Raw genomic sequence first — 26,725 nt, 5'->3', positions numbered from 1 at the left:
TCACCCCGCGAACGGGGGAGGGGCGCCGAGCGGGGCCGGGTCAGGCTTTGTGCTGCATGCTGCGGCGGGCGGGGTTGCCCTGGTCCTCGGCCTTGGGGTCCATCTCATCGGCCTTGGCGCGCACGCCCTCGGCGATCCGCGCGCCGATCTTGGGGTCGATGTTGGACCAGTACTGGAAGGCGCGCTCCAGAACGGGCTCGGTCACACCGTTGAGGAGGTGGCCGACCACGTTGTCCACGAGCCGGTCGCGGGCGTCGTCGTCCAGGACCTCGCGGACGAGGGTGCCGGCCTGCCCCCAGTCGTCGTCCTCCGCATGGGAGACGTAGGCGGTCCGGGTGATGTCACCGTCGGTGTGCCAGGTCGGCGGGGTGCCGTACTCGGCGGTGTCGGCGGCGGGGCCGCCCTTGGAATTCGGGGCGTACACCGGGTCGCTGGTCTTGCGGTAGGCCATCGCGCCGTCCTTGGAGTACGTGTGGACGTCGGTGATGGGCGCGTTGACCGGGAGCTGGGCGTAGTTCGTGCCGATGCGGTGGCGGTGCGCGTCGGCGTACGAGAAGAGCCGCGCCAGCAGCATCCGGTCGGGGCTCGGCCCGATGCCGGGCACGAAGTTGTTCGGCTGGAACGCGAGCTGCTCGATCTCGGCGTGGTTGTCCGTCGGATTCCGGTCCAGCGTCATCTTGCCGACCTCGATCAACGGGTAGTCGCTGTGCGGCCACACCTTGGTGAGATCGAAGGGGTTGAAGCGGTACCCGGCGGCGTCCTCGTACGGCATGACCTGCACATACAGGGTCCAGCTCGGGTGCTCCCCGTCCCGGATGTGCTCGAACAGATCACGGGTGTGGTAATCGGTGTCCACGGCCGCCATCTGGTCGGCCTCGTCCTGGGTGAAGAACTCGATGCCCTGGTCGGTCTTGAAGTGGTACTTGACCCAGAACTCCTCACCGGCCTCGTTGATCCACATGTACGTGTGCGAGGTGTAGCCGTTCATGTGCCGCCAGGTACGCGGCACGCCCCGGTCGCCCATCAGCCAGGTCACCTGGTGGGCCGACTCGGGGGAGAGGGTCCAGAAGTCCCACTGCATGTCATGGTCACGCAGGTTGTTGTCGGCGCGGCGCTTCTGGGAGCGGATGAAGTGCTGGAACTTCATCGGGTCCTTGACGAAGAACACCGGCGTGTTGTTGCCGACCATGTCGTAGTTGCCTTCGCTGGTGTAGAACTTCACCGCGAAGCCGCGCGGGTCACGCCAGGTGTCCGGGCTCCCGCGCTCCCCGGCGACGGTGGAGAACCGGGCGACCAGATCGGTACGCGTACCCGGCTGGAAGACGGCCGCCTTCGTGTACGGGGTGACATCCCCCGTCACCTCGAAGTGCCCGAACGCCCCGCTGCCCTTGGCATGCGGCTGCCGCTCGGGAATGCGCTCCCGGTTGAACTGGGCCATCTGCTCGATCAGGTAGGCGTCCTGGAGCAGGATGGGTCCGGCGGGGCCGACGGTGAGCGAATGCTCGTCGCTCTCGACCGGCGCGCCGGAGTCTGTCGTGGTGTGCGGGGTCTCGGTCATACCTGCTCGCTGATCCTCTCCACTCCGCCGGGCACGGCGCTCACCGCCCGCCCTCGCGCGACCCGCGGACACACGGGCTCAGAGCTACCGGGTGACCGGGGGCGCGGTCGGCAAACATGCGCGGGGGCGGGATGACCTGAGTGGGGGAGTAGAAGGGGCGGGTCGGCGCCGCCTCCTCCCCATAAATCTTGATTCTGGCCGTCGACAGCGTCTGGTGCCGGTGACGGTGGTCATAGGGGCTACGTCACGTCCTACCGTGGATCGTAGGAGGGGCCCCGCTCTGAGCAGCACCGCAAGCATGCAATCCGGGCATTTCGGGCATTTCTTCGTATTGGGGTAGTAGGTCACATGGTTGCGCGGGCGTTTGCCCGCCTTTAATCATGTTTATCGCTGCCAGAGCGGCGGGCCGGACCGGGTGTTGATTCCCGGGTCTACCCCGTTCCTCGTCCCCCCGGCGGCCGCGGGGCCTCGCCCCGGCGCCCTACAGGCTCACGACCGAACCTGGCCTGTGCCTCAACGACGTCTGATGGAGAGACCCTCTTGACCGCGATTTCTGTTTCCCGCCGTGCCCGCCTGCGCAACCTGACCCTGGCCGGCCTTGCCACCACCGGTGCCGCGGCTGCCGCCGTGACGCTGATGCCGTCGTCGGCGTTCGCCGCCGGCGCGCCGCAGACCACCCACACCGTCGCCGCGGTCTCCCACAGCGCGCACACCGCCCCCAAGGCCGCCTCGGCCGCTTCGGGGAACCTGGACGGCTGGATCAAGCAGTCGCTGGCCATCATGAAGGCCAAGGGCATCCCGGGCAGCTACGACGGCCTGAAGCGCAACATCATGCGCGAGTCCGGCGGCAACCCCAACGCCCAGAACAACTGGGACGTCAACGCGCAGAAGGGCATCCCCTCCAAGGGCCTGCTGCAGGTGATCGACCCGACGTTCAACGCCTACCACGTGGCCGGCACCGCGCACAGCGTGAAGGACCCGGTGGCCAACATCACCGCGGCCGCCAACTACGCCGCGCACCGCTACGGCTCGATCGACAACGTCAACTCCGCGTACTGAGCCGACGCACCCCGCGCATTCCGCCACGTGATCCCCCGACCATGCCCGGTCGGGGGATCACGGCGTTCTCCTCGTAGCCACGACTTAGCTACGACGCTGCACCTACGCACCCGCCGCCGACGCTCCGCCAGGCCCGCGAAAGGCGAGCCGCGCGGGGAAAAACCGTTTGTACGGTGATCATCCCGACGTCTATCGTCAGCCGTCATCGGCGTGTAGCTCAGCAGGAGAGCACCGGGCTCTGGACCCGGAGGGCGCAGGGGCGGAACCTGCCACGTCGGCTTATGAACGACAACGCTGAGCAGCAGCCACCCCTCGCCGTGTCCTCGGCCTACCCGGAGGCTCAGCTGGCCAGGGCCTTCACGACCGCGCTAACCCACGAGGACGCTGACACACGGCGCCGCGCCGACGTGCGCGGGCAGCGCTGGCGACAGGTTCTCGCGGGTATGACCACAGGCCGACTGTCCATCGGTACGCGTACACCCGTGAACGGCCTTCCCCCCTGGGTGACGCCGGAGGTGGTACGGGGCGGCTTCGCCACCGGCACCGCGAGCGCGGGCGGACCACTCCAGGTCCACGAGACCGAGGCGGCCCGGAACCTCGGGGTGACCGCCGAACGGCGCGCGCTCTTCACGCACTGCCTCACCGAGCCCGGACTCGCCTGGCTGTGGGCCCGGTTGGACAACGGCGACTACGAGATCGGCGTGCCCGAGGAGGCCGCGCTGCTCACCATGGCCTGGCTGGTGCGGCACGGGGAGACGGGAGCGGCACTCAATCTGGTGGCGGAACTGGAGCCGCTCGCCGACCGGTTGAGGTTCCTCCCTCGCCCGGCGACCGGGCCCACCCCGGACGCCACCGCCGCCGTCCACCGGCGCACCGTCTCCGACGCCGTCGGCACCCTGGAGCGGCGGCGGCCCAACCCGGCCGTAGAGGCCCAGCGCGAGGCGCTCGCGGTGTGGCAGCCCTTCAGCGACGAGCTTCTCACACACTGGTTGCGGACGGCACGGGACGGCCGAGTCCTCGAACGCGCCCCGGAGGCCCACTGGTTGGCGCACGGTGAGGCTCTCCTCAACCGGTACCGGCTGCTTGCCGCAGAGCACACCCGCTGCACCAAGCACCGAAACCCCAAGGAGAACCTGGGAATTCTGCGAGGCGCGCTCGAAGAGGTCGTCGCAGGGCGGGAGTTGGACACGCGGCGGCTCGGACTGCTACGGCATGCGGTTGTCTCCATGGTGCGGCGGCGCGGCATACCGGGCTCCACCGCGCACACGGCCCTGCGTCGGCGGCAGAGCGAGCAGGCGGCACTTCCCTCGCACCATGCCCTGGCCCAACTGGTACTGCGCCGACTCGCGTTGCTGCCACAGGAGACGGGCATCAGCGATGTCGCGCCGCTGCTGCGCGCGGTGACCGAGGAAGAGGGGCGCGAGTCCGGCCTGCCCGCCGGTTCGGACATACCGGCCGCGATCTGCCACGCGGTCGAATCCGCGCTGAGCGCCCCGCTCGGCATGCTCGTGGAGCGCGGCGTCGTCCCGTCCGCCGAGGTTCTGGCCGAGCTGGTACCGCAGTTGGTCGCCGCCACCACGGCGCAGGCGTACGGCGACGAGACTCTGCGGGTGCTGATGACCGCGAACTACCGGGCGTTCCGGAACCGCCGCTCGCTGCTCCTGCTCAACCTCGAGCGCCAGGTGCGCGTCGATGAACTGCCCTGGGTACGGGCCGTGTCGGGGCAGCGGTCCGCCGAGGCGGGCACACCGGACGACGAAGGGGCGCTCGGCGTGCTGCGGCAGCTGGGCGAACTGACCGTGCAGGCATTCCCAGGCACGATCCTGCCCAACCCGCTGATCCGCGAGTTCGGCGTACTCGGACGTCAGGGTGATCTGGGCACTCCGTTCGTGGAGGAACTGGCCGCCGACATCTTCATGGGAACGTTCAGCCCGAAGTTCCTCAAGGCGGCGCGGACAGCGGGCGAACTGCTCGGCGGCACGCTGTACGAGCGCTACTACGGCATCGACTACGCGGCGATCCGTGACCTGGCCGTCATCGAGAGCGCTGCGGCCCCGGCCCGCTCCCACGGTGCCCACACCTCTCCCGGCTTCGCACGGCTGTGCGCCGAGCGCGCCGGAACGGCGTCGCGGTCCCGGTCGGTCGCGGCGAACGGCACGGTGATCGAGCAGGCCCAGATCCTGACCGCGCACAACCTGGCGACCCTGGTCCACCGGGTGGGCATCACCCCGCGGCCCGGCTGGGCCGACCTCGCGAGCCGATGCTTCGTGACCGTATGCCGCCTGACCGCACGGGTGCACCACAACCCGCGGCCCCTGGGCACCATCAAGGACGCCGCGTACGCGTGGCGCCAGCTGGTGTTCCACCTGGCCCTGTGCCCGCCGGAGGAGCAGCGCCGGGTCATCGCGGGTCTGGACGAGGAGATGGCCCGCCATCCCGCACACGTCGCGACCCGGCTGACGCCCGCCCTGAACGGCCTGACCCTGATCGCCGAGGGCGGCGCCTTCGGCGATGACGGCACGGCGGACGACGGTCGCGCCCGACGCTTCCTAGGCTGGAGCACCGGCGGGCACTGGATGTAGTGCCGGGTGTCCGTCGGCTCAGTGCGGGAATACCCGTGGCGGACGCTGACGGGGCAGCGTGGTGCGGAACTCCTCGATCACGGAACTCACCTGCCGCATCAGCGATGTCCGTTCCAGCAGCTCCAGGTACAGATTGCGGCGGGCCAGCCCGGGCAGGTCCACACAGAAATACATCGACATCAGCGGGTTGACGAACAACTCGCCGCCCTTGGTTCGCTCGGTGAACCGGACGTCGCCGAAGTCACCCCGCACGGCTGCGGCCACGGACCCGTTCACGATGCTCGGGTGGCTCGGGGTGTGGCGCTGGGCATGCGCCACCGCATCGAGATACAGCGCCCCCTCCCGCGCTGCCCCGAGCAGCGAGAACGCGCCGAGATAGGAGCCGTCCCGGTCCAGGGCGGCCAGGTTCTCCAGCACGAGCGAGTGGTTCACACCGTGGTACGCGTCCACCCCGAAGCCGAGGCAGGCGACCAGTCGGTGAGGAACTTCCTCGAGCCCGCTCACTGCGGCCAGGCTCGCCGTGTCCTCCTCCGGTGTGCCGAGACCGTGCTCGTCACCGCGCATCAGGATGTCGGTCCCACCATCCACCAGCACCACCGCGTCGACACCGCCGAGATACGTGATCAGCGCCCGGTAGGCCGCCCGCAGCGGACCCACCCCGATGCTCGGGAACGCGTACACGCCCTGCGCCATGTCCTGCGTCAGGAGCCACTGGGCGAGGGTCCGCTCGGGGAAGTAGTCGCCGCGGACGGGCGTGTCGGGCCTGACGGCCGCGACATCCTCGTCCACCCACACATCGGGGCTCAGGCCGTACAAATCGGCGTATCGATGGTGATCCTACGTGGACCGTTCTGCTGACAGGAGGCGCCGCGCCAAGTCCCCAACTTCCAAGTACTGTCCGGTGGATGAGGGTGCAGGTGAGCAGCGGCACCGTGCCCGTTTCGTGCTCTACTCGGCGGTCCGCCGTGATCCCGCCCAGTTCAGAGCACGATCGTTCGGCTCTCGGGGGGTCTCAGGAGTCTCGATCGATGGCGATCAGCGGCGGATGCGCAGCGCCAATACCAGGCAAACCATGGTCGCGGCGATGACGAGTGAGGCGGGCAGACGAGCCCATGAGGTGCCCGCGACCGGCGCCTGGGCGGCGAGCAGTACCACGGTGGTCGCGGCGGCGGCCGCCAGTGCGGGTGTCGCCTGCGGGCGGCCGGGCGGGGCGGTGACACCGGCTGTCCACGCATCGGTGACGAGCAGGTAGGCAAGCAGCAAGGCGGCGATGCAGACGATCAGCCAGAGCGGAGGGCCGGTGACCGCGGCGACCGCGATCGCCGCGGCTGGCAGCACGGTCGTCCTGCGGCGGGCCGCGACGGTCCGCCAGTGCATGGAGGTCGAGACGGGGCGAGCGTCGACCATGGGAGAGGCCCACCACGCGGCCGCCGCCCCTCCGACCACCAGCACCCTGACCGGCAGCGGTGCGTGCAGGGCGGCAGGCGGGTCGCAGGCGGCGACGGCCAGGGCCGTTCCGAGCATGCGGTCGGTGAGGCGGGAGGTGAGACGTCCGATGAGCAGGGCGGCTCGGCTGTCGGCCGGGCGCGAGCCTGACCGGGCGGGGGCGGTGGTCATCGGGTCCCCCCGTGGACGCGGGTGCGCAGCAGCGGTGCGAGGGCGACGTCGAGGGTCTCGCCGGGCCGGTGGCCGACGACCGCGATGCCGCGTTCCACCAAGGCGAAGCGCATGGCGTCGCGGTCAGCCCGCCACAGCCGCAGCGCGAGTTCACCTTCGGTGTCGCCGGGTTCCAGGATCGGCTCGCCGGTGGGGATCTCGACCACGACCATCGGGTTGGCCCGTCCGCGCACCTGGTGCAGGATGTCGAAGATCCGCTGGTCGGTCAGCGGCGTGATGACGTACACCAGGGCTCCTTCGGGCAACGCGGGCGGTGGGAGCAGGCTGAGTCCCTCCGTGCGGTACGCGCGGTCCTTGCGGACCTCCAGCACACTCTCGACGATGCGGTAGAAGTACCCCTGGCCGCCGCCCGGTTGCAGCCAGCGGGTCGCTCCACCCACCGACACGACGCCGACCCGGTCGTGGGTGCGCAGGTAGGCCCGGACCAGTCCGGCAGCGGCCCGGAAGGTCTCGTCGAGCGAGGACGCACCGGTGACCGGGTCGACCACATCGGCGAGCACATCCAGCAGCACCACGGTGTCGGCGGTGCGCTCCGCGACGAATTGGTGGACCTGCAGGGTGCCGCGGCGGGTGGTGGCCGGCCAGTGGATCCGCCGCTGCCGTTCGCCGCGCACATACGGGTGCACGCCGGTGACCTCGATGCCCTCGCCGCGCTGCACGGCGGTGTGCTCGCCGAGCCGTTGCGGCAGCCGGACCGGGATGGGCGTGAGGCCGGCGTGCCCGGGCAGCGGAAAGACGGCGATCTCACCGAGTTCGGCCCGGACGGTGCGCCGGTTCAGCCCGCCGCGGTCGTAGACGTCGACGTCGACCGTGCCGAGCGTCCAGCGGCCCCAGCGCTGCGCGGTCAGGACGAGATCGACGCGGTGCGGGCCGACGGCGAGGTGGTCGAGCCGGACCCCGTGGCCGAGGGTGACGCCGGGGTCCAGGCGGCCGGTCTCACCGTCGTAGCACACCGTGATCCGCACCGTCACCTGCTCGCCTTCGAAGCACCGCCGCGGCTCTACCTCGGCCTCGGCCGTCACCCCTTCCGGGCGCGGCCCCCTCGGCAGGGCGAGGGCGAGCAGCACCAGGGGCGCGGCGGCGAGAGCGAGTACCCAGGGGCGCCCGGTGACCAGTGCGGCGGCCAGCGCGACGACAGCCAACGTGCCCAGCCGCAAGCCACGTTCACCAGCGCGCCAGCCGGGCGGAGGCGGCGGCGGGGGTTGGGCGCTCATGTCGCTGCGGCCGTCCAGGGCCCGTTGAACGGCGGCCGCCGCTCTGCGATCCGGCACGGGCTCCGTCATGACGCGATCGGCGTGCGCGGCAAGGTCTGCGGGGCGTGCACGGACTGCACGATCTCGCGCATCACGTCGTCGCCGTCGATCTGCCGGACCCACAGCTCCGGCTTGAGGGTGACGCGGTGCGCGAGGGCAGGTACCGCCACGGACTTGACGTCCTCCGGGGTCACGTAGTCCCGCAGGTCCAGGACGGCACGGGCGCGGGCGAGCTGCACCAGGGCCAGGCCGCCGCGCGGAGAGGCGCCGACCTGGATATGAGGGTGGGCCCGGGTGGCGCGGACCAGCGCGACGACGTACTCCAGCAGATCGTCGTCCACCTCGACGCGTTCGACGGCGGCCCGCATGGCCAGCAGCTCGTCCGGTCCGCTGAGCGTGCGCAGCACAGCCTCGGGCGCCGCCCGATCGATACGCGCGCGCAGCATGCCCGCCTCCTCGGACGCCGCCAGATACCCCATGCGGACCCGCAGCAAGAACCGGTCGAGCTGGGCCTCGGGCAGGCTGTACGTGCCCTCGTACTCGATGGGGTTGGCGGTGGCGACGACCACGAAGGGCTTGGGCAGCGGCCGGGTACTTCCATCGATGGACACCTGGGACTCGGCCATCGCCTCCAGCAGCGCGGCCTGCGTCTTGGGCGGGGTGCGGTTGATCTCATCGGCGAGCAGCAGGTGGGTGAAGACCGGTCCTGGCCGGAAGACCATGTCGGCGGTCCGTTGGTCGTAGAACGGGGCTCCGGTGACGTCGGAGGGCAGCAGGTCGGGGGTGAACTGGATGCGGCGGAAGTCCAGGCCGAGAACGGTGGCGAAGGAGCGTGCCAGCAGCGTCTTCCCGAGTCCCGGCAGATCCTCGATGAGGACGTGGCCACCGGCGAGGATGCCGAGCATCACCAGCGCCAGCGGTTCCGTCTTGCCGACGACGGCAGTGCGGATCTCATCGAGCACGGCCGCGGCCCTTTCGCCCGCCTGGCGGGGAGTCAGGGTGTCGTGATCAGGGGTGGGTGTTGGGCTGGTCACGGTCGGTTCCTCACGGGGCGGGGTCGGGACGCACGGGCTGCGGGGTCGGCCGCAGCGCCACCGGTCACAGGGCTTCCAGGCGGTCGAGCAGGGAGCGCAGGACGGGCTGGGGGAGAGCGGGCTGCGGAGCGGTCGCCTCGGGATCGATCCACGGCCACAGCTCGGCGCCGACCAGTGCCCGGGCCCGCAGCGGGTTCCGGTACATCGCCACGCCGTGCCGTTCGGCCAACCGGGCGGCGAACAGCCGCTGCAACTGCGGCCGCATGACGGCGTCGAACTGCGCCTCGCCGTCATCCGCGAGGGTGTCGGGCACGATGCGCCGCCATCCGCCGAGGGCCGGGGCCCGGCTGTCCAGCAGGCGCACCGGTTTGCGATCGCCGCTGTCTCGGGCGCCGCCGCCCGCGGCATAGCGCCCCAGGACCAGTGCGACAACGGTGATGATGGCGAGGCCGGTGGCGGCCGCGGCGGCACCGTCGGCCAGGGCGAGCAGCACTTCGGTCGCGACCGCGGCGGTGCCCAGTACGGCCAGCGAATGGCGTACCGAACCAGGCTTCTCTAGAACGGAGTTGACGATGGCCCGTATCCGGGCGGGCGGCGCCTTCATGAGGTACCCGTCACGGCGTCGGATTCAGCCGTCCGCGAGCGCAGGCCGTCGGCGATCTCGGCGAGCGCGGCCGCGGCCCGGTCGCGGTGACCGCCGTCCATCGGATGCGTGGAGTAGCGGGCCTCGCGGAACAGAGCGGTGAGCGCGGCGGCGGCCGCCCCCGTGGGCAGGCCCCCGGCGACGGCCCGCTCCAGCAGGTCCTGCGCGCTGTCCGAGGCACGCCGGGTCACGCCGGATTCGGCGAGCGACTCCTCCATGGCGGCATAGCAAGCGATGACGGCCGCGCGCGCGTCGGTTCCGTCCAGGAGGGCACGGCGCCCGGAGTCCACGGCCTGGGCCAGGCGTTCCTGCTCGTCGTCGAGCGTCGCGTACGTCGCCGGGGCCCCGGACGCCGACGGCCGGGTCAGATACCGCCACAGACGCAGCCCGGCGATCATGACGACCACGACTAGCAGGGCGATGCCGAGACCGAGCAGGATACGCGGCAGCCCGAAGTCCGTGCTGTGGTCAGCGTGCCCGGCGTGCCCGGCATGCTGTGCGGGTGTCGTGGTGGGCAGCGGTTCCTGTCGCGGGCTGGGCAGTGGTGACGACTCATGGCCGCCCTCGTCGCTGCTGCCGGACGAACCGAACTGGTGCAGGACCATGACCAGCAGGGGCACGCCCAGCGTCGCGGCCAGCAGGACACGGCTTACGCCGTCAGCCAACCGCTGCTCCACCGGGTTGAGTTCCCGAGCGACGCCTACCTGCTCCTTGTACTTTTCGCGCAGCGCCACGCCGCCAAGCAGTGACAACAGGGCGAGGCCGACCACGAGGACGGGATTGCCGCCAAGCGGCCTGCGGCCCTTGGCCAACAGGCCCGTGTCGGGGTGCAGCAGCAGTGCGCCCAGGGCCGCTCCGCCCACCACCAACACCGTCAACGCGGCCTGTGCGCCGACGACCGTACGCCGCCGCCCGCCCGCCGTACACTCCCGCCCCACCGCCACACCCCCCTGTGATCGGCAGCTTTGCATACTGGTCAACGGCGTGTCAGCAAGGAGGAGCGAATCCAGCGCTGGTGCATGCCGCCGGGCGTGCCTGTGCCGGGTGCTCACCCGGATTGGGGCCGAAGGGGCAGGAGGAGGGTGCCGGCCCGTTTGAATGTGCGGATGACCGGGGCGGTTTCCATGGTGCGGATCGCGTCGAGGGAGGCAATCCGTTCGGTGAGGTAGCGGGAAAGGTCTTGTGTGTCACGGCAGTTGACGGTGGCGAGGAGGTTGGTCGGCCCGGTGGTCATGGCGACCAGTGAGGCTTCGGGGTGCTTCGCCATCGCGGCCCCGACGGTGGTGAGCTGGGAAGGCTGGACGGTCATCCAGAGCCGGGCCTCGGTGTGGAAGCCCAGGGCGGCCGAGGGGATGTCCACGAGGAAGCTCAGGACGCCGGTGCGGCGCAGGGCTGCGATACGGCGCCGGACGGTGGAGTCCGACCAGCCGGTGGCGGCAGCGAGCTCGGCGTGGCTCGCCCGCCCGTCCCGGGCCAGAGCAGTGAGGAGGTTGTGGTCGCCGTCACCCAGTTCCCCCGGTGAGTCGTCGCTCGGTGGCGGGGTGAGGAGGGCGGCCTGCTCGGGGGTGAGGCTTGCGGGGCCGGTCCAATGATGGGGCAGGACGTAGTGGTCGAGCAGTAGATGAGCCGAGACCGCGGTGACGCGGGCGGTACGCGGCAGTTGGTGCAGCAGCGACGCATCGTTCTCGTCGTTGGAGCGGGTCTGCGTACTGAACGAGATCTCTGTACCGCCGGAAAGCAGGTGCACGAACGACGTGTCGGTGCGCTTGGCCAGAGCCGTGGCAATGGCGCCGGCCGCGTCCGGCGTGCAGCGCAGCCGAATGGTCCAGGCGCTGTAACCGAGCCGGGCTCCGTTGAACGTGCCGATCACGCGCAGGACGCCCGTGGTGCGCAGCCGCCGGTAGCGGCGGGCGGCGGTGTTCTCGGAGACGCCGAGGGCCTGGCCGATCGTGCGGAACGAGGCCCGGCCATCGATCTGCAGGGCGTGCACCAGCCCCCGGTCGACCTCATCAAGCGTGACAGCATCCGTCTCCATGAGGGATGAGCATGCCGGAATCCGGCATCTTTGGAGCGGAAGTTGGTGGCTGCGGTGCTCCATCGCTCAATCTGCGTCACAGCCCACCGGCCACCCCAGAGCGAAAAGGACTCCTGCGATGGACACGGCGCAGCGCACCATCCTCGTCACCGGCGCGACGGGCAACGTCGGCCGCCAAGTCACCTGCCAGCTGCTGACGACCGACGTCCGTGTCCGGGCCCTGACCCGGAGCCCGGCTGCAGCCGACCTGCCGGACCGCGTCGAAGTCCGGCAGGGTGACCTGTTTGTCCCGCGTGACCTGGAAGAAGCCGTGAGGGGGACCGATGCGGTCTTCCTGATGTGGCCCTTCCACACCGCTGATCGCGCTCCCGCCGTTGTCGACGCACTCGCGCCGCACACGAAGCGGGTCGTCCTTCTCTCCTCCGGAGCTGTCCGGGACGGGCTCACTCACGGCCAGCAGCCGCACCCGGTGGGCCGGTGTCACCGGGCGGTCGAGCAGCTGATCGAATACTCCGGTCTGCGCTGGACCCACCTGCGGCCCAGCACGTTCGCGGCCAACACCCTGTGGTGGGCCGACCAGATCCGCTCCGGCGATGCAGTACGCGGCGCCTACGGTGCGGTGCCCATGGCTCCCCTCCACGAGGCCGACATCGCAGCCGTCGCCGTACGTGCCCTGACCGAGGAGGGCCACGACAAAGCCGCGTACACATTGACCGGACCCGACGTCCTGACCCAGGCCGAACAGGTGCACATCATCGGCGAGGCACTCGGCCGACCCCTCCGATGGGAGGAACTGTCACGGGAAGCCGCCCGGCGGCGGCTGCTCGCCGACGACGCCTTCCCTGACTCCTTCGTGAAAGTCCTCCTGGACACGTTCGCGGAGATGCTCGACGCACCACGCCCGGTGACGACCACCACGGTCGAGGAGGTCACAGGCATCCCGGCCCGGACCCTGCGCCAGTGGGCCGTCGACCACGCCGCCGACTTCCGCCGACACCCCTGAGCACATGACGCCGAAGGCCCGAACCATGAGACGGTCACAGCCCTCGTCTTTCCTGGTGGGAGGCAGCGGAGCATGCGAGATCCGAAATCGTGAGGGGTTGTCCCCCAACAAGCGGTGTGAGTACGCCGAGGTGGTTCTCGATCTTCTGGGCTGCGGTTAGGCGCAGGTTTTCCCGGAATGCGTGTGTGATGATCTGGATGCCGCAGGGCGGTGCGTCGCTGGTTCCGGTGGGGACGGTGACGGCGGGGACGCCGACGAAGCTGGTCGCCGTGCACGGGCGCGTGCCGTCGGTGACCCGTTCCCGTCCCGCTTCGTTGCGTGATTCCAGTCCCGGTTCGAGGGGCGGCTCGGTGAACACCGGCCCGAGCAGCAGCGGGTAGTTGCCGAGGAACTGGGCCCAGGAGCGGCGGATGCCGAGCCAGGTCCCCATCAGCCGGGTGAGTTCTGCGGCGCTGGCGGGCGGAGTTTTCTCCATCGCCATCTGTATGTAGCGGCTTGCGCCGTCGCCGAGCAGGGTCCGTACCGCCGGCCAAGTCGGGGCGAACTCGGTCATGGTGATGCGGCCGTACGCCTGGAGTGCCTCGTCCAGCCACGGGACGTCCGCCACCTCCTGCACGTCGTACCCCGCCTCGCGCAGCGCGTCCGCCGCCGCCGCGACGGCCCCGCGGACCGTGGGATGCACCCCGCGGCCGCCGGGGTCGGCGACCACCGCGACCCTGACCGGCCCGGGCAGCGGTTCCCCGTACAAGGGGACGGGTACGGCCCGCAGGTCCCTCGGGTCGGTCCCGGCCAGTGCCTCGTAGGCCAGCCGCAGGTCGGCGACCGTACGGGCCAGGGGCCCGTCGGTGACCAGCATCTGCGAGGCCGGTCCCGGGTCGTCCGGGCCCAGGACGCGGTGGTCGGCGGGGAACCTTCCGGTGGTCGGTTTCAGCCCGGTCACGCCGCAGAACGCGGCCGGGATCCGTACGATCCGCCGGAGTCGTTGCCCAGTCCGAGGGCGGCCATGCCGGTGGCGACGGCCACCGCGTCACCGCCGCTGCTGCCGCCCGGGGTCCGGCTGGGGTCCCACGGGTTGGCGGTGTCGCCGAACAGTTCGCTGCGAGTGTGCATCCCGGCCAGGACCAGGGTGGGCATGTTGCTGTGGCCGACCGGGACGGCTCCGGCCGCGCGCAGCCGGGCCACCGGGGGGAGCGTCGGCCGGAGCCACCAGGTCACCAAAGCGTGCCAGCCCGAGCGTGGTCGGCACCCCTGCGACCGCGGTGGTCTCCTTCACCGTGAACGGCACACCGGCCAGCGGCCCGGGATCGTCGCCCGCTGCCCGCTGCCCGCTGCCCGCCGCCGGTCCAGGTACGCCGCGGCCTCGCGGGCCCGCTCAGCCATCAGCTGCGTGATGGCGTTGACGCGCGGGTTGATTCCGGCGATGCGTTCCAGGTGGCTGTCGACCAGTTCGAGCGCCGACACCTCTCCGCCCCGCACCGCCGCCGCCTGCGCGGCAGCCGTCATCGCCCACAGGGCGCCCTGCCTGCTCATCGCATATCCCCCTCGGCATGCCGACGTGCTGGAGCCGGAGCCCCGACCCCATTCCGATACGATCGTATCGGAACCGGAACCGGGACAGGGAGGGTGGGCCCGCATGCCCCAGCAGGTGGACTACGACAGCCGACGCCGCCGGATCGCCGAGGCCGTCTGCCTCCTCGCCGACGAACACGGGCCCCAGGGCGTGAGCATGCGCGACGTCGCCGCCCGCGCGGAGGTCTCCCTGGGCGCCGTCCAGCGCTGCTTCCGCAGCAAGGGGGAGATGCTCCTCTTCGCCGTCGGCCACATCGGCGACCGCATCACCGAACGGGTCCGAGCCCGCCTGGCCGCGAGCCCGGCCCAGTCGCCCGCCACCGCTGTGGGCCACACGGCCGACGAGATCGCCCTGCTCCGCGAAGAACACCGCGCCGAAGCCCGGATCTGGCTCGCGTTCGTCGCCCAGGCCGCGGTCAGCGAACCCCTGGCCGGTCCGCTCAGAACCAGCTACGCGGCCCTGCAGACGATCCTCGCCGACCTCATCACCGAGGTCACCGCCAGCGCCCCGCCCGACGAAGACGCAACGCCGCCTTCCCCGCAGCACGAGGCCCGCACCCTGCTCGCCCTCACCGACGGCCTCACCACCCACGTGCTCATCGGCCACCTGACCACACAGCAAGCCGAGGAGGCCCTCCACGCGCACCTGTCCGCCCTCTGGGAACGCCTCGGCCCCACCCGCCCCCGAAAACCCGCCTAACACCCGGGATCCTGCGTACCGCGCGGACACCGGGGTGCGGGGCGCGGCCGGTGCCGTGCGCAACCATCCCGCGCGTACGACGAGAGCCCCTTCGGCATCGCCCCGGATCCGACGCCCAGCACGGCGGTCCCGACCGTCGGCCCCCCTCCCGCCCGCCAGCCGCCCACTCCCCGGACCCGGCCGCGCCCCTCCCGGGGCCGTCCGTCGGCCGCCCACCTACCTGACCGCCTACCTCCTGCCTCCTGGGGGCCGGGGCGCCGCCTCCCGGCTTGCCCCATGCCCGGCCGGGACTGCCGGGCCTGCCGGGCCTGTCGGGGCTGCTGTCGGGCAGGGGGAGGCGCCTCGGACGAAGGCGCTGGTCAGACGAGGGCGCTGGTCAGACGAAGGCGCTGATCCCGGTCGCGGCCCGCCCGACGATGAGGGAGTTCATGTCACGGGTGCCCTCGTAGGAGTAGAGGGCTTCGGCATCGGCCCAGAAGCGGGCCACCTCGTGGTCCAGCAGGATGCCGTTGCCGCCCAGCAGCTCGCGGGCGTGGGCGACGACTTCCCGGGTCCGGGTGGTGCTGAACATCTTCGCCATGGACGCCTGCTGGTCGGTGAGCGTTCCGGTGTCCTGGAGCTGCGCGGCGCGTACGTTCATGGTCTGGCAGGCGGTGATGTCGGCCAGCATCCGGGCCAGCTGGTCCTGCACCAGCTGGAACGCGGCGATCGGCTTGCCGAACTGCTCACGCTCCAGGGTGTAGGCGCGGGCGGCCTCGTAGGCGCCCATGGCGCAGCCCACCGCGTTCCAGGAGACCCCGAGCCGGGTCGCGCGCAGCACCTTCGCGGTGTCCTTGAAGGAGTTCGCCTCCTGCAGCCGGTCCGCCTCCGGCACCCGTACATCACGCAGCTCGATCTCGGCGTTCTGCACGGCGCGCAGCGAGACCTTGCCCTCGATCCGGTGCGGGGTGAAACCGTCCGCGCCCTGCTGCACGACGAAGCCCTTGACCTCGCCGTCGGCCTCGTCCTTCGCCCAGACGATCACTAGGTCGGCGAAGGTGGCGTTGCCGATCCACTTCTTGCGCCCGTTCAGCACCCAGGTGTCCCCCTCGCGCCGGGCGGTGGTGGTCAGCCCGCGGGAGGTCCCGGAGCCGACACCGGGCTCGGTCAGGGCGAACGCGGCCAGCCGCTCCCAGCGCAGCATCTCCGGTATCCACCGCTCCTTCTGCTCCTCGGAGCCGCACTCCATGACCGAGGCGATACCGAGACCGGAGTGCACCCCGTGGAACGTGGCGAACGAGGGGTCGACACGGGAGAGCTCCATGCTCACCAGCCCGGCCACCAGCGCGCCCCGCCCGGGCGCGCCGTACCCCGTGAACTGCAGCCCCGCGATCCCGAGCCCGGGCAACTGCGGGATCAGCTCGTGCGGAAACGCGCCCCGCTCCCAGTAGTCGTCCGCGATCGGGGCGAGATTCTTGCCCGCCCACTCCCGCACCGACGCCAGCAGCTTCTGGTCCTCGGGCCCGACCGTCTCACGCACATGGTAGAAATCGGCCTCCACGGCCGCCGGATCCGCCTCATGAACCGTCACGGCCGGCCACTCCCGCTCCCGACCCTGCCCGGCATGCTCACGCTCCTGCTGTCCGCTCATGACGACCCCTCTCCTCCTCAACTGGCCCACGTACCATCGGCGGTACGACTCCAGACACCTGCCACTCCCGCCCCGCCACCGAGCCGGGCAGCCCCCACAGGGCGCCCCGAACACCGACTCCGGGCACTGGACACCCGCGACACCGGACAACCCGAACCAGCCGGTCACGCCCCGGCACCGGCCGAACGAAGTGCCCGCGGCAAGACAAGCGGATCGGATCGAAGCAGGCGTGCTGGTCACCAGTGCCCGCAATGCCGTCCGCATAGGCCATGCCGAAGATCCCGAGTGACAGAGCCCACAGCGCCCCGGACCAGGCAGCCGCACACACGATGGCCGCCCCCCCCCGGCCGCCCATGCCGTGCCATTGCTCCAGCCGGTCATGACAACCACGGCGAACGCACGCCTCAACCACAAAACCGGGATACCCGCGACAGCCGGCACCGACAAACAGACCATCCACCGCACCAACGCCGCAGCCCGAGACCGGCTCACCGAACCCGGCCTCCCCACCTGACCACGACGGCAACACCGGTCAGCCACCAGCCAGCACTACGCCGCCCACACAGGACGCACAACCCCTCACACCGACACACGCGCTTTCACCAACCACCATGCCCAAAACGCATAACCAGACCTTCTACGATGACCCCATGAAGATGACGCTCGGCGAACGCGTACGAGCAGCCACAGCCGCCCTCATGCAAATCACCGGCGAATCCCAAGCAGACCTCGCCACCGCCCTCGGCATCAGCCAGACCCAGATCAGCCGCCGCCAGTCCGGCAACGCCGCCTGGAGCCTGACCGACTGCGAAGCCCTCGCCACCCACTACGGCATCGACGCCCTCGACCTCCTCGCCGGCCCCACCCGAGCCTGCGACACCCTGGCCCCCCACCGCCGCCGCACCGCCACCCGCACCCCCGCGCCCGCCCAGGAAACACCACGATGACCGACTACAACGCCATCGACGCCCTCCTCGCCGACGCCCGCACCCCCCCAGACCTCCCCCCCCGCCGAACAACGCCGCACCCTGCGCCAAGCCCTCAACCTCACCCGCACCCAAGTCGCCCAAGCCCTGGGCGTAAGCCCCTCCACCGTCGGCGGCTGGGAAACAGGACGCGACCCCAGCGGCGAAACCCGCGAAAAATACGCCTACTTCCTCAACGCCGCCCAGCAAAAACTCCGCACCCAGAACGAAACACCAACCCACCCCGAAACCAGCCCCACCAGCGAGCACACCGCAACACACGAAGACAAACTCCACCCCACCACCCAACCCTGCGTCCTGTGCGGAGCCCCCGCCACCGACGAAGTCGAGGGCTACCCCCAACACCTCCACCCCGAAGACTGCACCCACCCCACCCCACCCCAGCCCGAAGCCCTCACGCCCCAACACGAAGCCACCCCCACGCCCCAGCCCCACCCCCCCCGCGCACCCCTGAACCCCACCAGAAACCCGCCCCCCGCCGCCGCGCCCCGCACCCCCACCCCCGCACCCCCAACCTCATCACCCGAGCCGTCCAGAACGCCCTCGACACCCACGCCGGCGACCTGACCGCAGCCACCGCCGAACTCCAACGCCGCGCCATCCCCTGTGTCGCCTCTGCGAAGCTGCGTTCAGCTAGGGCAGTGCAGGACTGCTGAGCTGCAGAGATGCAGATTTTGAGAGAACGAGCCTTGTGGCCCGTCGTGGCCCCGGGTAGAGAAGTTGACCGCTTGACCTGCGGGGATGCAAAAAATGAGAGTGATTGCAGTTCTGTTGATGCAACCTATAGATGGCAGTAACTACTGGGTCGATGACGATCGTAGTGGGCTGCCGAGGGCTGTTGGAGATGCGTGTAGTTGGTAGGTTCCGCTCGGCGCGCTGAAGCTTGCGGCGGTTGTCTGCCTGATGCGTAAGGGTGTTGCATGCCTGGACGCCCGGTAGTGCTGTCGGATCTGCCTTCTAGGCTCTCGGCATGACAATGACACCGGATGATCTTGAGCAGCGGAAGGGCACCCTGGAGCTCCTCAACGGCGAGATGGCTTCGCGGCTCACGAGACAATCGGAGTCGTTGGCGAAGATCGACACCAAGACAGTGTTCCTGGTCGGGTTCGCAGCTACCGCTGCCCAGTTCCTGGCGACGCATCAGCACCACCAGGGCCTCGCCTACCTTGCTTTCGTCTTCTATGCCGTGACCCTGCTCGCCGGAGTGTTGTCGATCCGGGTGTCCGGGTACGAAGACCTGGAACCCAAGCGGATGGTCCAGGACAACGTCAATTCGCCGGAGAGCCGGGTACTTGCCGCGATGGTGGCGACCAGGGTGACGATCTTTGAGGACAACAGAAAACGTCACGACCGCAAGGCGCGGTACTGGACCGTCAGTCGCTGGTCGCTGGTCGCTGGTCGCTGGTCGCTGGTCGTGGGACTGGGCCTGTCGACTGTCGCACTGCTCTTGCAGAATCAAGACCATGAGCAACGAACAGAACCAGCCCGCCAGCCAGCCTCCTGCAGCGCCGCCCCCGCCGCCCCCTGCTCCGGCGCCGCAGCAGGACTTCGTCGCGGCCTTCACTAACCAGGCGATGATCGACACCGAGAAGAAGAGCGATACCGGTCCTACGGCTAATGCGGCACAAGGGCCACAGAGCGGCACCGAGACCCGCTGAACCAGGTACGCCACACCACGGTCCCGGCCTCCCGTCCTGGAAGGCCGGGACCCATCTCAAGGCCTCATCGTCTGTATGGAGGCTGGCTAGCCTGCCCGTAGAGGTGCTCTGATCACCGGCATGACGGATCTTGCTGCGGAACGTGCCATGGGTGCTACTTTGTCGCCATGCGGAGCTGAGCCGATCCTGACGCCGGAGACAGATCTGTCTCCCCGGTGGCCGGCCGCAGTGGTGGGGATATGCGTGCGGCGCGCAAGCAGGCTCGATCAGTAGTGGGGAACGTGGCACAAGCAGGGGCGCACTCGGCCGCAGGGCAGATGACCGGATACCTCTATCAGTGCGAACTGGCTCTGCTGGAACTCGCAGAACGGGTCTGGAGTGACCCCACGGTCGAGGTGCGGATGGAACTCCTCGACGACATCGAGTTCCTGGACCCCGACACGCACACGCCGCGGGAGCTGCTGCAGTCCAAACATCGCGAGGCGGCCGGTCCCCTGAGCGAGACGGGCAAGGACTTCTGGCGATCAGTCGCGTCGTGGATCGACGCCTTGAAGGCACTGGCCGAGCCCTCGGCTGCAGCGCTGCCTCTGCTGAGGCTGGTCTCGACCCAGGTTGCGCCCGAGGAAACCTTCTTCCTTCTGCTGCGCAACGGACCGGACAGAGATGTACGGGGGGCTCTGGCTCGGATGGAGCGGATCGCCAGCGACGCTGACGGTCCCGTGACCACGGCCAAGGACCGTGGCCTGTTCATGGCCCTGCCCCCGGAACGGCGCTATGAGCTGGTAAACGCCATGGTCATTCATGACGGTGCACCGGTGATGTCAGACCTGAACCCTAGTCTGGCCAAAGAACTGGGGATTACGCCGAGCGACCATGCCGAGGCCGCCCTCGACGCGATCAAGGGGTGGTGGTACCGGATGTCCGTGGAACTGCTGGAACGCAGGGATCCCCAGCGCATGCGCGCCTCGATCGGAGCCCAGGAACTGGCGTGTCTGAGGGACGAAGTCCTCCAGCGCTACATGGAGAAGGACCTGCCGATCACCGAGGCCCTGCGCAACCTCACAGAAGCCGAGATCGCCGGCTACGGGGACCAGTTGGTGGTCTCCCAGATGAGGTGGATCGACCTGCCTGACGACGAGATCGCCATGCACCTGCGCAGCTACCACCACGCGCGCGCCCAACGGTCCGAGTGGCTGCGCACCTTCAAGATCACCCCGGAGCGGCTGGAGGAGTACGAGCGGGAACTCCATTACGAGTGGGAGCGCACCTTCCGCCGCCACACCCGGCGCCTTCGCGCTGCCACCCCTGACACCGAACGCCAAGAGGTCGGCCAGGAGGTGCTGGACGACACCATGGACAAGGTCGCAGTTAAACCGGCTCGCCATGGCAGCACCACCGCGGCATGGATCGGTCACGGCACCCTTCACGGCCTTGCTGACCAGGCGGACACGGTGCACCCGGACCGCGCCCTCGGGTGGCATCCCGACTACACCGACCTGTGCAAGCAGCGGGGAGAACAGGACCAGTGACGACCGCCCCTCATCGCGGCACACCCGAAGCCAGAGCCCTGTTCAATCCGGCCTTCGGCGCGTACCTTCTTGCCAGCAGCATTCATGCCGCGGCGAAGAAGGCGCATACCCCCATGCCTTGGCCCAGCGTCTTCCTGGTCCTCCCGCTTGTCCTGCCCGCCGACACGCGCGCCTCCCTGCCGGCCAGGTCCACCCTGACCCTCAGCGCCTGGGCCGCCACCAACCCACGCCAGCAAGCCGCCTTCTGTGAACGAGCCGCGGCACTGACTGAATACACCCGGGCCAGCTTGCGCACCGCCATCCGCCACCGCGCCATAGACGTCAACGCCGGCACCCTGAGCTGCCCCCGCGCGCCCAAACCGCCCTCGGCCGCCCCCGGCGCCGAAGTCGCCGACTGCGCCCGCGCGGCAACCCTAGTCGGCCGGTGGCTTGCCGCCACGGAACCCGCTCGCGCCTTCACCGTCCTCGGCGTCCGTCCCTGACCGTCTCTCACAAGGAGTCCCAGAACCGCCATGCAATTGCTCGCCCTGGCCCTCTACCACCGAGACGGCAGGAAAGACCACAGAGTCCTGCGTTTCCGCCCCGGGGCGTTGAACATCATCACCGGCGAGTCCGAGACCGGGAAATCCGAGGTCCAGGACATCATCGACTACTGCCTGGGACGCCGCACGGCCAATCTGCCGGACGAACCGATCGACCAGGCCGTCGGCTGGTACGCCCTCCTGGTCACCTTCAACGACGGCGGCCGCATGGTACTCGCCCGGCCGCGGCCTACCGGCGCCTCCACCGTCCACGCGATGGTGCGAACCGGAGACTCCACCCTTGAGCTCCCGGAAACCGACGAACTCACCGCCAACTCCAACGTCGCAGCACTGCGCAGTGAAGTCAGCGCCCGTCTCGGCATCGAAGACTTCCGCTTCCAGCCGCCTACCGGATCCGCACGAAAAGCCTTCGACGTCTCCGTCGCCCATGCCGCCCTGCTCTGCTTCCAGAACCAGAACGAGATCGCCGACAAGACGGCGCTGTTCCACCGTCAGACCGAAACGGGCATGGCGCAGACCCTCAAAGACACCCTCCCCTACTTCCTCGGTGCCGCCGGCCCCGAGCAAGCCCTGCGCCGCCACCACCTCGGCGAGGCCGTCCGCGCCCAACGCCAGGCCCAGCGCAAGTACGACGACGCACTACGCCAGCAGGCCGCAACCGACGCGGGCGGAGTGGCCCTTGTGCGTCTGGCCGAGAACGAAGGACTGCTTACCAGCGTCCCGGCAGAGCCCGACACCGGACAGGTTGTCGCACTGCTCCAACGGGCCCTTGCCGCCTCCCCGCGCACTGCCGCGCCACTGGCCCTGCCGGACCGGCGCAACGAACTCAACGAAGAGCGGCGTGCGCTGCGTGACAAACTCCAGGAGTACGACGACATTCTCGCTGCGGTCGGCCGCTGGCAGGAACAAGGCCGCGCCTTCACCGGAGAACTGCACCTCCAACTCGGACGCCTCAAAACCCTCGCGCTCCTGGGCCCTGAACACCTTCCCGACACCACTCTGTGCCCCCTGTGCACCCAGCCGCTTCAGGAGCCCGACCCCTCAGCACAGGACGTCTTGGACCTCACCGCGCGACTTGCCGATGAACTCACACACGCCCAGACGCTCCAGCCCGTCCGGGATGAGCACCGCCTCGCCTTGCAGGCAGAGCGCGCCGCCGTCGCCGAGCGCCTCAGGTTCAACGGCGCCCAGCTGAGAGAACTGCTCGCCAGCGACGAGCGCATGCGCAACCTGCAGGAGCAGCAGATGCGAATCGCCCACATCCAAGGCCGTATTGCTGAGGCGCTCAGCCGCACCGGGTCGGACAGCGACATCAGCAAACTGCGCCACGAACTCGATCTTGCCAAGGACCGGGTCGCCTCGCTTCAAGTCCTCGTCGACGAAGACGACGTCGCCGCCGAGACCGAACGCTGCCTGGCCGACATCGCGGTCAACATGACCGCCTGGGCCAAACGCCTCAAGCTCGGACGAGCTGCGGATGCAACCGAGGTCAGCATCAGTCTCAACCTCCTCAACGTGGTCGTCAGAAGCCCGGACGGGCGACGGCCCCTGCGACGCATCGGCAGCGCCAAGAATCACATCGGCTACCACCTCGTCGCCCACCTGGCCCTGCACACCTACCTGCGAAGCAACAGCCGGCCGGTCCCCGGCTTTCTCATGCTCGACCAGCCCACCCAGGCGTTCTTCCCCGAGAAGCCCCGGGACGCCTCCAAGGTCCAGGACGCCGACTGGGCCACCGTCACCGCCTACTTCTCGCTCCTCGACGAAGTGGCACGACTCAACGAAGGCAACCTGCAGATCATTGTCAGCGACCACGCCAACCTGCCCGAGCCTTGGTTCCAGGAAGCTGTGATCGCCAACTGGCGACCGAACAGCCAAAGCAACCGCGGCGCACTCATCCCCACCGACTGGGCCCCCTGACAGAGCCCGGGATTCGCAGACGGCTGTGCCGGAAGAACGGGCAACAGGCGGACCACGCGCGTGGGGTCGGCACAAATGCCCAAACCGCACCACAGGCTGCCCGTGGCGGTGTCGCATCCCCCCGGCTCCCGCCTCGGCGGTGCGCTGCGGGCCGCCCGGTCGGACGGCCCGCGGGCCGTCACCGAGGACGTCGGGGCGGGGCCACGCGCGGCGGCGGATGCTCGGCGAGCCACCGCCGTTCGACGGTCAGGTGGGCAGGGATGGTCCCGTACTCCAGGATGTACGCCGGGGCGGCGTGGTTCTGTCCATCCCATGGCGCAGGAAGACGTGGTCCGTCGGGCTTCCAGTGCCGCCAGGGGTCGTGCGCGGGGTGGTGGATGACGAAAGCGTCGGCCGCGTCGTATGCGATTCCCACGAAGAGCATGCCCAGGGAGCCGGGAATCTTCATGCGGTGGTCTGTGCGCTTGCGGGGGTCGGCTGCCTGCATGCTGGGATTGGGCAGGAACAGCAGCCGGTGGGGGTCCAAAGGCAGCATGATGTCGCTGACGACTGCGGCGGCAAGCTGGTCGACCGCGTCGTGATGGTTGAACATGACGACGGGTACGTCGCTGGTGAGCAGACACATGTCGGTGAAGCCCAGCCCCCAAGGCCGGGTGAAGAGAACGAAGGCGAGAGCTGCCAAGTGCTCGACGATGTACTGCAGGTGCGGGTTGTTGTCCGCGATCGCCGCGATCTCCGGTGGCACGTCAAGGCGTTCCAGGCCCGGGGAGGCGTGCTCAAGGCGTTTGCGCTGGCGAGTCGTGCGCAGGATCTGCGCGGCCATCCACCAAGCAATGTGGAGCCTTTTACCCGGAGGGAGGGGCCACTGCCGGGGCAGCGCTCCTTCCGGAGCGTCGAGCACCGCTTTGAAAGCGTCCGCGGCCTCGCTCTCAAGCTCGGTGAACAGATCCTCCATGTCGTGGTGCGGCACGCCGTCGAGAGTCGTGCCCCAGTAGAAGCCGCGCTCGGCTAGGACGTTGTTCGTCATGGCAGGAATGGGACGGTCGATGTCGCCGATGCGCCGGAGCGCAAGCTGGTACCGACGGCGCCCCTGATGCTCGGCGAAGCGCCGCAGATACATCTGTGGGACGGTGTGGTCCCGTGTACGCCCAGCTGCCCGTTTCCCGGCCGACGCTTTGCCCAACCTGATCCTCCCTCGTCACGGACGAGGAGCCGCCCGCACTTTCCAGGGCGCTGCCGGGTCGTCGTTGTACCTGACGGGCCCGACTGGCTGCCTTCGTCGTACTCGTGATGTTGTGCCAGCCGAGAAAGCCTTGTCCAGGGAGTTGCTTACTAAGCGGCCCGCGCAGCCGGGCTCCGCGGGTCTCGACGGCCGTTGCCGGGGTGGCGCCTACGCGGTGGCTTCGCCGAGGTCGCCGCGACCGGTGTGGATGTCGTCGAGGAGGTCCTGGGTGATGGCTTCGGTGCCCCGTTCGATGGCTTCCTGGGCTGCCTGGCAGACCAGGTGGTTAAGGGTCTCGATGTAGCCGCCGGTGCGCCTGTGGAGGTACGGGGCCAACCCCAAGAGGGTTCCCTTGGCGTGCTTGTGCAGCCGAAGGTCGTCTTCGAAGGCTTGGACGACGTTCTCCCATTCCTCGGGCGCGTCGGGGGAGTAGTCGATGGTGCTGACCCACAGGACGGGCATGTCGCTGTCGAACTTTCTTCCCTGGTGGGGGAGTTTGGAGCGGCGTCCGGTGTAGCGGGCGGCGTGGATGGCGTCGCGTGCTCCGGTGCCGCAGTAGATGAAGGTGACCCGGGTGTGGTCCTGCAGGCTTTCGAAGTAGGACAGCGCGGTGCGGGCCTCGCTGTCGCTGAGCCGGTCGATGCCGTCGACGAGGACGAGCTGGGTGCCTGCGTGCTTCATGACGTGGGTGACGGGCAGGGTCATGTCCAGGGTGCGGTAGTCGCCCTTGGCGGGGTTGCGCATGTACTGCAGGCCGAGGAACTCGGCGAAGGGCAGCGACCAGTGCATGTTGCTGTCCCGGTCCGGGGGCACGTTGATGTAAACGACCGGGACGCGGTTGGGGCTGGTGCCGGAGTCGCTCTCGATCATGCCCTGGTAGCCGCGGCCGATCTGACACAGCAGGAGTGTCTTGCCGGCGCCGCGTTCGCCGTCAATGACTATGTCCATGCTGCGGCCGACGCTGCGAAAGCGGTTGGTGCGCAGGATCCTGCGCGCGTCCAGCAGACCGCGGCGCAGGGCGGGCGTCAGAACGGGCAGCATCTCGCCGTGGTATCGCATGCGAGGGTCGTTGTCCGTGACGGCGATCCCAGCTGGCGCGCAGTCCTGCAGGTCAGGCGGGAGGACGATGCGGTGGACGAAGTCGTTCCACCCCTCCCTGGTGTTCAGCAGGTCGGCGGTGAGAGGACTGGTGCGGGCATCGGCGAGGACGTCCGGCACCGGGTTGATCAGGGCGTCGCGGATCATCGCGTTTCCTTGCTGGGACGAGCGGCGGGGGAGGGGGCTGCTTCGGTATCGGGCACGGCGGGTCTTGGGGCGGCGCCCGTGAACTGCGCGAACAGTCCGGAAGCCGGGCCGGTGATGCTGCGGGGAGGCGTCTGACGCGCTGCCCCCACGGCGGGCGCCGCACGTTGCGGGGGCGCTGCCGCAGCAAGGGGCCTCTCCTCAGACCCGTCCCGCGCCGCGGAGGGAGTGTCGGCTGGCATGGCCTGCTGCATGCCCTGCGGCGGCACGGCTGTCGGTGCCTCGGTGGCGGGGGAGGACGGGCGGGGGAAGAGGTCCCCTGCGGGGACATTTAGGGACGGCGCCCGCCGGACCATGCCTGGGACAGGGGCGCGTATGCCTGCGTAGCGGTCCGTCCGGGGCTCGTGCAGAGAGAGCTTCGGCCCGGTGAACAAGTCCGGTGCACGAGGCGCGGATGGCTGGGGGCCGCGGCGCGCGTGTTCACGCAGCGCTGCCACAGCACGGGTGATGGCGCGCTCGTCGTTCTTGCTGCCGCCCAGCTCGACGTGCGCGGCTTCGGCCCGCTCCCACAGGTACTGGGTCCATGCGTCGCCGATCAGCCGCTGGTGAACGAACTCGGCCTCCACCCAGGCGCCCTTGGTGTGGTCGTAGAGCCACACGAACCTGGGGGCGTAGGGGTTGTAGCGGACCAGCCACTTCATGCCCTGCCCGCGAATCCCGGAGTGCCGGTTGTGGTACTGCTGCAGCTCCCGGCTGTTATAGGTGCGATTGTTGATCTTCACGCCCTTGCGGGTGACCTTCAACCGCGTGTACGGAAGCAACTTGCGGTTCTCGTGCACGCCCAGAGGGAGCGGCACGTGGCCTTCCATGGCGACCAGCGTGG

At 69.7% G+C, this 26,725-nt stretch carries 21 protein-coding genes, 1 tRNA gene and 2 pseudogenes; 11 read left to right on the top strand and 13 right to left on the bottom strand.

Annotation, left to right across the window (positions count from 1 at the left end; all coding sequences use genetic code 11):
• Window positions 1-40: 40 nt before the first annotated feature.
• Window positions 41-1,558, bottom strand: a complete 1,518-nt coding sequence (locus ACI2LY_RS00200; RefSeq protein ID WP_404705093.1) for a catalase — start codon at window positions 1,556-1,558, stop codon at window positions 41-43.
• Window positions 1,559-2,131: 573 nt separating this feature from the next.
• On the opposite strand from ACI2LY_RS00200, the gene ACI2LY_RS00195 reads away from it, so the two are divergent.
• The 3 genes from ACI2LY_RS00195 (at window position 2,132) to ACI2LY_RS00185 (ending at window position 5,199) form a co-directional block, all read left to right on the top strand.
• A complete protein-coding gene (locus ACI2LY_RS00195) occupies window positions 2,132-2,617 on the top strand; it encodes a transglycosylase SLT domain-containing protein (RefSeq protein WP_404706437.1) in 486 nt (161 codons plus the stop codon).
• A gap of 206 nt (window positions 2,618-2,823) precedes the next feature.
• Window positions 2,824-2,895 (top strand) — tRNA-Gln (locus ACI2LY_RS00190).
• A 3-nt stretch (window positions 2,896-2,898) separates the two neighbouring features.
• Window positions 2,899-5,199 carry a hypothetical protein gene (locus tag ACI2LY_RS00185; RefSeq protein ID WP_404705092.1) on the top strand — a complete coding sequence of 767 codons (2,301 nt, stop codon included), beginning with the start codon at window positions 2,899-2,901 and terminating at the stop codon, window positions 5,197-5,199.
• Between the two features lie 18 nt (window positions 5,200-5,217).
• Here the strand turns inward: ACI2LY_RS00185 and ACI2LY_RS00180 are convergent.
• The 7 genes and pseudogenes from ACI2LY_RS00180 to ACI2LY_RS00150 form a co-directional block, all read right to left on the bottom strand.
• Window positions 5,218-6,024 (bottom strand): annotated as a pseudogene (locus tag ACI2LY_RS00180) (DUF1152 domain-containing protein); the annotation flags it as partial.
• 210 nt (window positions 6,025-6,234) lie between these two features.
• Window positions 6,235-6,816, bottom strand: a complete 582-nt coding sequence (locus tag ACI2LY_RS00175) for a hypothetical protein (protein WP_404705091.1) — start codon at window positions 6,814-6,816, stop codon at window positions 6,235-6,237.
• On the bottom strand, window positions 6,813-8,159 hold the full coding sequence (locus ACI2LY_RS00170) for a DUF58 domain-containing protein (RefSeq protein ID WP_404705090.1): 1,347 nt from the start codon (window positions 8,157-8,159) through the stop codon (window positions 6,813-6,815). The genes ACI2LY_RS00175 and ACI2LY_RS00170 overlap by 4 nt, the downstream gene beginning before the upstream one ends.
• A complete protein-coding gene (locus tag ACI2LY_RS00165; protein WP_404705089.1) occupies window positions 8,156-9,163 on the bottom strand; it encodes an AAA family ATPase in 1,008 nt (335 codons plus the stop codon). Before ACI2LY_RS00165 ends, ACI2LY_RS00170 begins: the two co-directional genes overlap by 4 nt.
• A gap of 64 nt (window positions 9,164-9,227) precedes the next feature.
• Window positions 9,228-9,767 carry a hypothetical protein gene (locus ACI2LY_RS00160; RefSeq protein WP_404705088.1) on the bottom strand — a complete coding sequence of 180 codons (540 nt, stop codon included), beginning with the start codon at window positions 9,765-9,767 and terminating at the stop codon, window positions 9,228-9,230.
• Window positions 9,764-10,744 (bottom strand): DUF4129 domain-containing protein, encoded by a 981-nt coding sequence (locus ACI2LY_RS00155; RefSeq protein WP_404705087.1) that lies wholly within the window; start codon window positions 10,742-10,744, stop codon window positions 9,764-9,766. Before ACI2LY_RS00155 ends, ACI2LY_RS00160 begins: the two co-directional genes overlap by 4 nt.
• Window positions 10,745-10,854: 110 nt before the next feature.
• Window positions 10,855-11,841, bottom strand: coding sequence for an Lrp/AsnC family transcriptional regulator (locus ACI2LY_RS00150; RefSeq protein WP_404706436.1), 987 nt, complete (start codon window positions 11,839-11,841; stop codon window positions 10,855-10,857).
• A 118-nt stretch (window positions 11,842-11,959) separates the two neighbouring features.
• On the opposite strand from ACI2LY_RS00150, the gene ACI2LY_RS00145 reads away from it, so the two are divergent.
• Entirely contained in the window at window positions 11,960-12,844 is an 885-nt protein-coding gene (locus ACI2LY_RS00145) for an NAD(P)H-binding protein (protein ID WP_404705086.1), read from the top strand.
• Window positions 12,845-12,878: 34 nt separating this feature from the next.
• Here ACI2LY_RS00145 and ACI2LY_RS00140 read toward each other — a convergent pair.
• Window positions 12,879-14,374 (bottom strand): annotated as a pseudogene (locus tag ACI2LY_RS00140) (amidase family protein).
• Between the two features lie 103 nt (window positions 14,375-14,477).
• Between ACI2LY_RS00140 and ACI2LY_RS00135 the strand changes: the two are divergent.
• Window positions 14,478-15,113 (top strand): TetR/AcrR family transcriptional regulator, encoded by a 636-nt coding sequence (locus ACI2LY_RS00135; RefSeq protein WP_404705085.1) that lies wholly within the window; start codon window positions 14,478-14,480, stop codon window positions 15,111-15,113.
• 376 nt (window positions 15,114-15,489) lie between these two features.
• Here ACI2LY_RS00135 and ACI2LY_RS00130 read toward each other — a convergent pair whose 3' ends face one another.
• On the bottom strand, window positions 15,490-16,743 hold the full coding sequence (locus ACI2LY_RS00130; protein ID WP_404705084.1) for an acyl-CoA dehydrogenase family protein: 1,254 nt from the start codon (window positions 16,741-16,743) through the stop codon (window positions 15,490-15,492).
• A 650-nt stretch (window positions 16,744-17,393) separates the two neighbouring features.
• On the opposite strand from ACI2LY_RS00130, the gene ACI2LY_RS00125 reads away from it, so the two are divergent.
• The 6 genes from ACI2LY_RS00125 to ACI2LY_RS00100 all read left to right on the top strand — a co-directional run bounded on the left by ACI2LY_RS00125 (window position 17,394) and on the right by ACI2LY_RS00100 (window position 23,378).
• Entirely contained in the window at window positions 17,394-17,690 is a 297-nt protein-coding gene (locus tag ACI2LY_RS00125) for a helix-turn-helix transcriptional regulator (protein WP_404705083.1), read from the top strand.
• Between the two features lie 81 nt (window positions 17,691-17,771).
• Window positions 17,772-18,296 (top strand): helix-turn-helix domain-containing protein, encoded by a 525-nt coding sequence (locus ACI2LY_RS00120; RefSeq protein WP_404706435.1) that lies wholly within the window; start codon window positions 17,772-17,774, stop codon window positions 18,294-18,296.
• A 403-nt stretch (window positions 18,297-18,699) separates the two neighbouring features.
• Window positions 18,700-19,296 carry a hypothetical protein gene (locus tag ACI2LY_RS00115; protein WP_404705082.1) on the top strand — a complete coding sequence of 199 codons (597 nt, stop codon included), beginning with the start codon at window positions 18,700-18,702 and terminating at the stop codon, window positions 19,294-19,296.
• 372 nt (window positions 19,297-19,668) lie between these two features.
• The gene (locus ACI2LY_RS00110; protein ID WP_404705081.1) at window positions 19,669-20,916 is read left to right on the top strand and encodes an ABC-three component system protein; all 1,248 of its coding nucleotides are present in this window, start codon (window positions 19,669-19,671) and stop codon (window positions 20,914-20,916) included.
• Complete coding sequence (locus ACI2LY_RS00105; protein WP_404705080.1) at window positions 20,913-21,398, top strand: three component ABC system middle component; 486 nt, start codon at window positions 20,913-20,915, stop codon at window positions 21,396-21,398. The genes ACI2LY_RS00110 and ACI2LY_RS00105 overlap by 4 nt, the downstream gene beginning before the upstream one ends.
• Before the next feature lie 30 nt (window positions 21,399-21,428).
• Window positions 21,429-23,378, top strand: a complete 1,950-nt coding sequence (locus ACI2LY_RS00100; protein ID WP_404705079.1) for a DUF3732 domain-containing protein — start codon at window positions 21,429-21,431, stop codon at window positions 23,376-23,378.
• Between the two features lie 178 nt (window positions 23,379-23,556).
• Here ACI2LY_RS00100 and ACI2LY_RS00095 read toward each other — a convergent pair whose 3' ends face one another.
• The 3 genes from ACI2LY_RS00095 to ACI2LY_RS00085 all read right to left on the bottom strand — a co-directional run bounded on the left by ACI2LY_RS00095 (window position 23,557) and on the right by ACI2LY_RS00085 (window position 26,711).
• Entirely contained in the window at window positions 23,557-24,561 is a 1,005-nt protein-coding gene (locus tag ACI2LY_RS00095) for a DUF4238 domain-containing protein (RefSeq protein WP_404705078.1), read from the bottom strand.
• A gap of 207 nt (window positions 24,562-24,768) precedes the next feature.
• Window positions 24,769-25,845 carry an ATP-binding protein gene (locus ACI2LY_RS00090; RefSeq protein ID WP_404705077.1) on the bottom strand — a complete coding sequence of 359 codons (1,077 nt, stop codon included), beginning with the start codon at window positions 25,843-25,845 and terminating at the stop codon, window positions 24,769-24,771.
• The gene (locus ACI2LY_RS00085) at window positions 25,842-26,711 is read right to left on the bottom strand and encodes a Mu transposase C-terminal domain-containing protein (protein WP_404706434.1); all 870 of its coding nucleotides are present in this window, start codon (window positions 26,709-26,711) and stop codon (window positions 25,842-25,844) included. The genes ACI2LY_RS00090 and ACI2LY_RS00085 overlap by 4 nt, the downstream gene beginning before the upstream one ends.
• Between the last annotated feature and the right edge of the window lie 14 nt (window positions 26,712-26,725).

Source organism: Streptomyces sp. NPDC002176 (assembly GCF_044903645.1).
Classification (GTDB): Bacteria; Actinomycetota; Actinomycetes; order Streptomycetales; family Streptomycetaceae; genus Streptomyces.
Note: the sequence above shows the minus strand (reverse complement) of the source record. Positions and strands in the feature narration are given on the sequence as shown.

Bases quoted from the DNA above. Each gene is read 5' to 3' on its own strand.
- ACI2LY_RS00200 (WP_404705093.1), bottom strand. From the start codon at position 1,558: ATGACCGAGACCCCGCACACCACGACAGACTCCGGCGCGCCGGTCGAG.
- ACI2LY_RS00100 (WP_404705079.1), top strand. From the start codon at position 21,429: ATGCAATTGCTCGCCCTGGCCCTCTACCACCGAGACGGCAGGAAAGAC.
- ACI2LY_RS00145 (WP_404705086.1), top strand. From the start codon at position 11,960: ATGGACACGGCGCAGCGCACCATCCTCGTCACCGGCGCGACGGGCAAC.
- ACI2LY_RS00125 (WP_404705083.1), top strand. From the start codon at position 17,394: ATGAAGATGACGCTCGGCGAACGCGTACGAGCAGCCACAGCCGCCCTC.
- ACI2LY_RS00115 (WP_404705082.1), top strand. From the start codon at position 18,700: ATGACAATGACACCGGATGATCTTGAGCAGCGGAAGGGCACCCTGGAG.
- ACI2LY_RS00130 (WP_404705084.1), bottom strand. From the start codon at position 16,743: ATGAGCGGACAGCAGGAGCGTGAGCATGCCGGGCAGGGTCGGGAGCGG.
- ACI2LY_RS00170 (WP_404705090.1), bottom strand. From the start codon at position 8,159: ATGACGGAGCCCGTGCCGGATCGCAGAGCGGCGGCCGCCGTTCAACGG.
- ACI2LY_RS00160 (WP_404705088.1), bottom strand. From the start codon at position 9,767: ATGAAGGCGCCGCCCGCCCGGATACGGGCCATCGTCAACTCCGTTCTA.
- ACI2LY_RS00090 (WP_404705077.1), bottom strand. From the start codon at position 25,845: ATGATCCGCGACGCCCTGATCAACCCGGTGCCGGACGTCCTCGCCGAT.
- ACI2LY_RS00150 (WP_404706436.1), bottom strand. From the start codon at position 11,841: ATGGAGACGGATGCTGTCACGCTTGATGAGGTCGACCGGGGGCTGGTG.
- ACI2LY_RS00185 (WP_404705092.1), top strand. From the start codon at position 2,899: ATGAACGACAACGCTGAGCAGCAGCCACCCCTCGCCGTGTCCTCGGCC.
- ACI2LY_RS00175 (WP_404705091.1), bottom strand. From the start codon at position 6,816: ATGACCACCGCCCCCGCCCGGTCAGGCTCGCGCCCGGCCGACAGCCGA.
- ACI2LY_RS00085 (WP_404706434.1), bottom strand. From the start codon at position 26,711: ATGGAAGGCCACGTGCCGCTCCCTCTGGGCGTGCACGAGAACCGCAAG.
- ACI2LY_RS00135 (WP_404705085.1), top strand. From the start codon at position 14,478: ATGCCCCAGCAGGTGGACTACGACAGCCGACGCCGCCGGATCGCCGAG.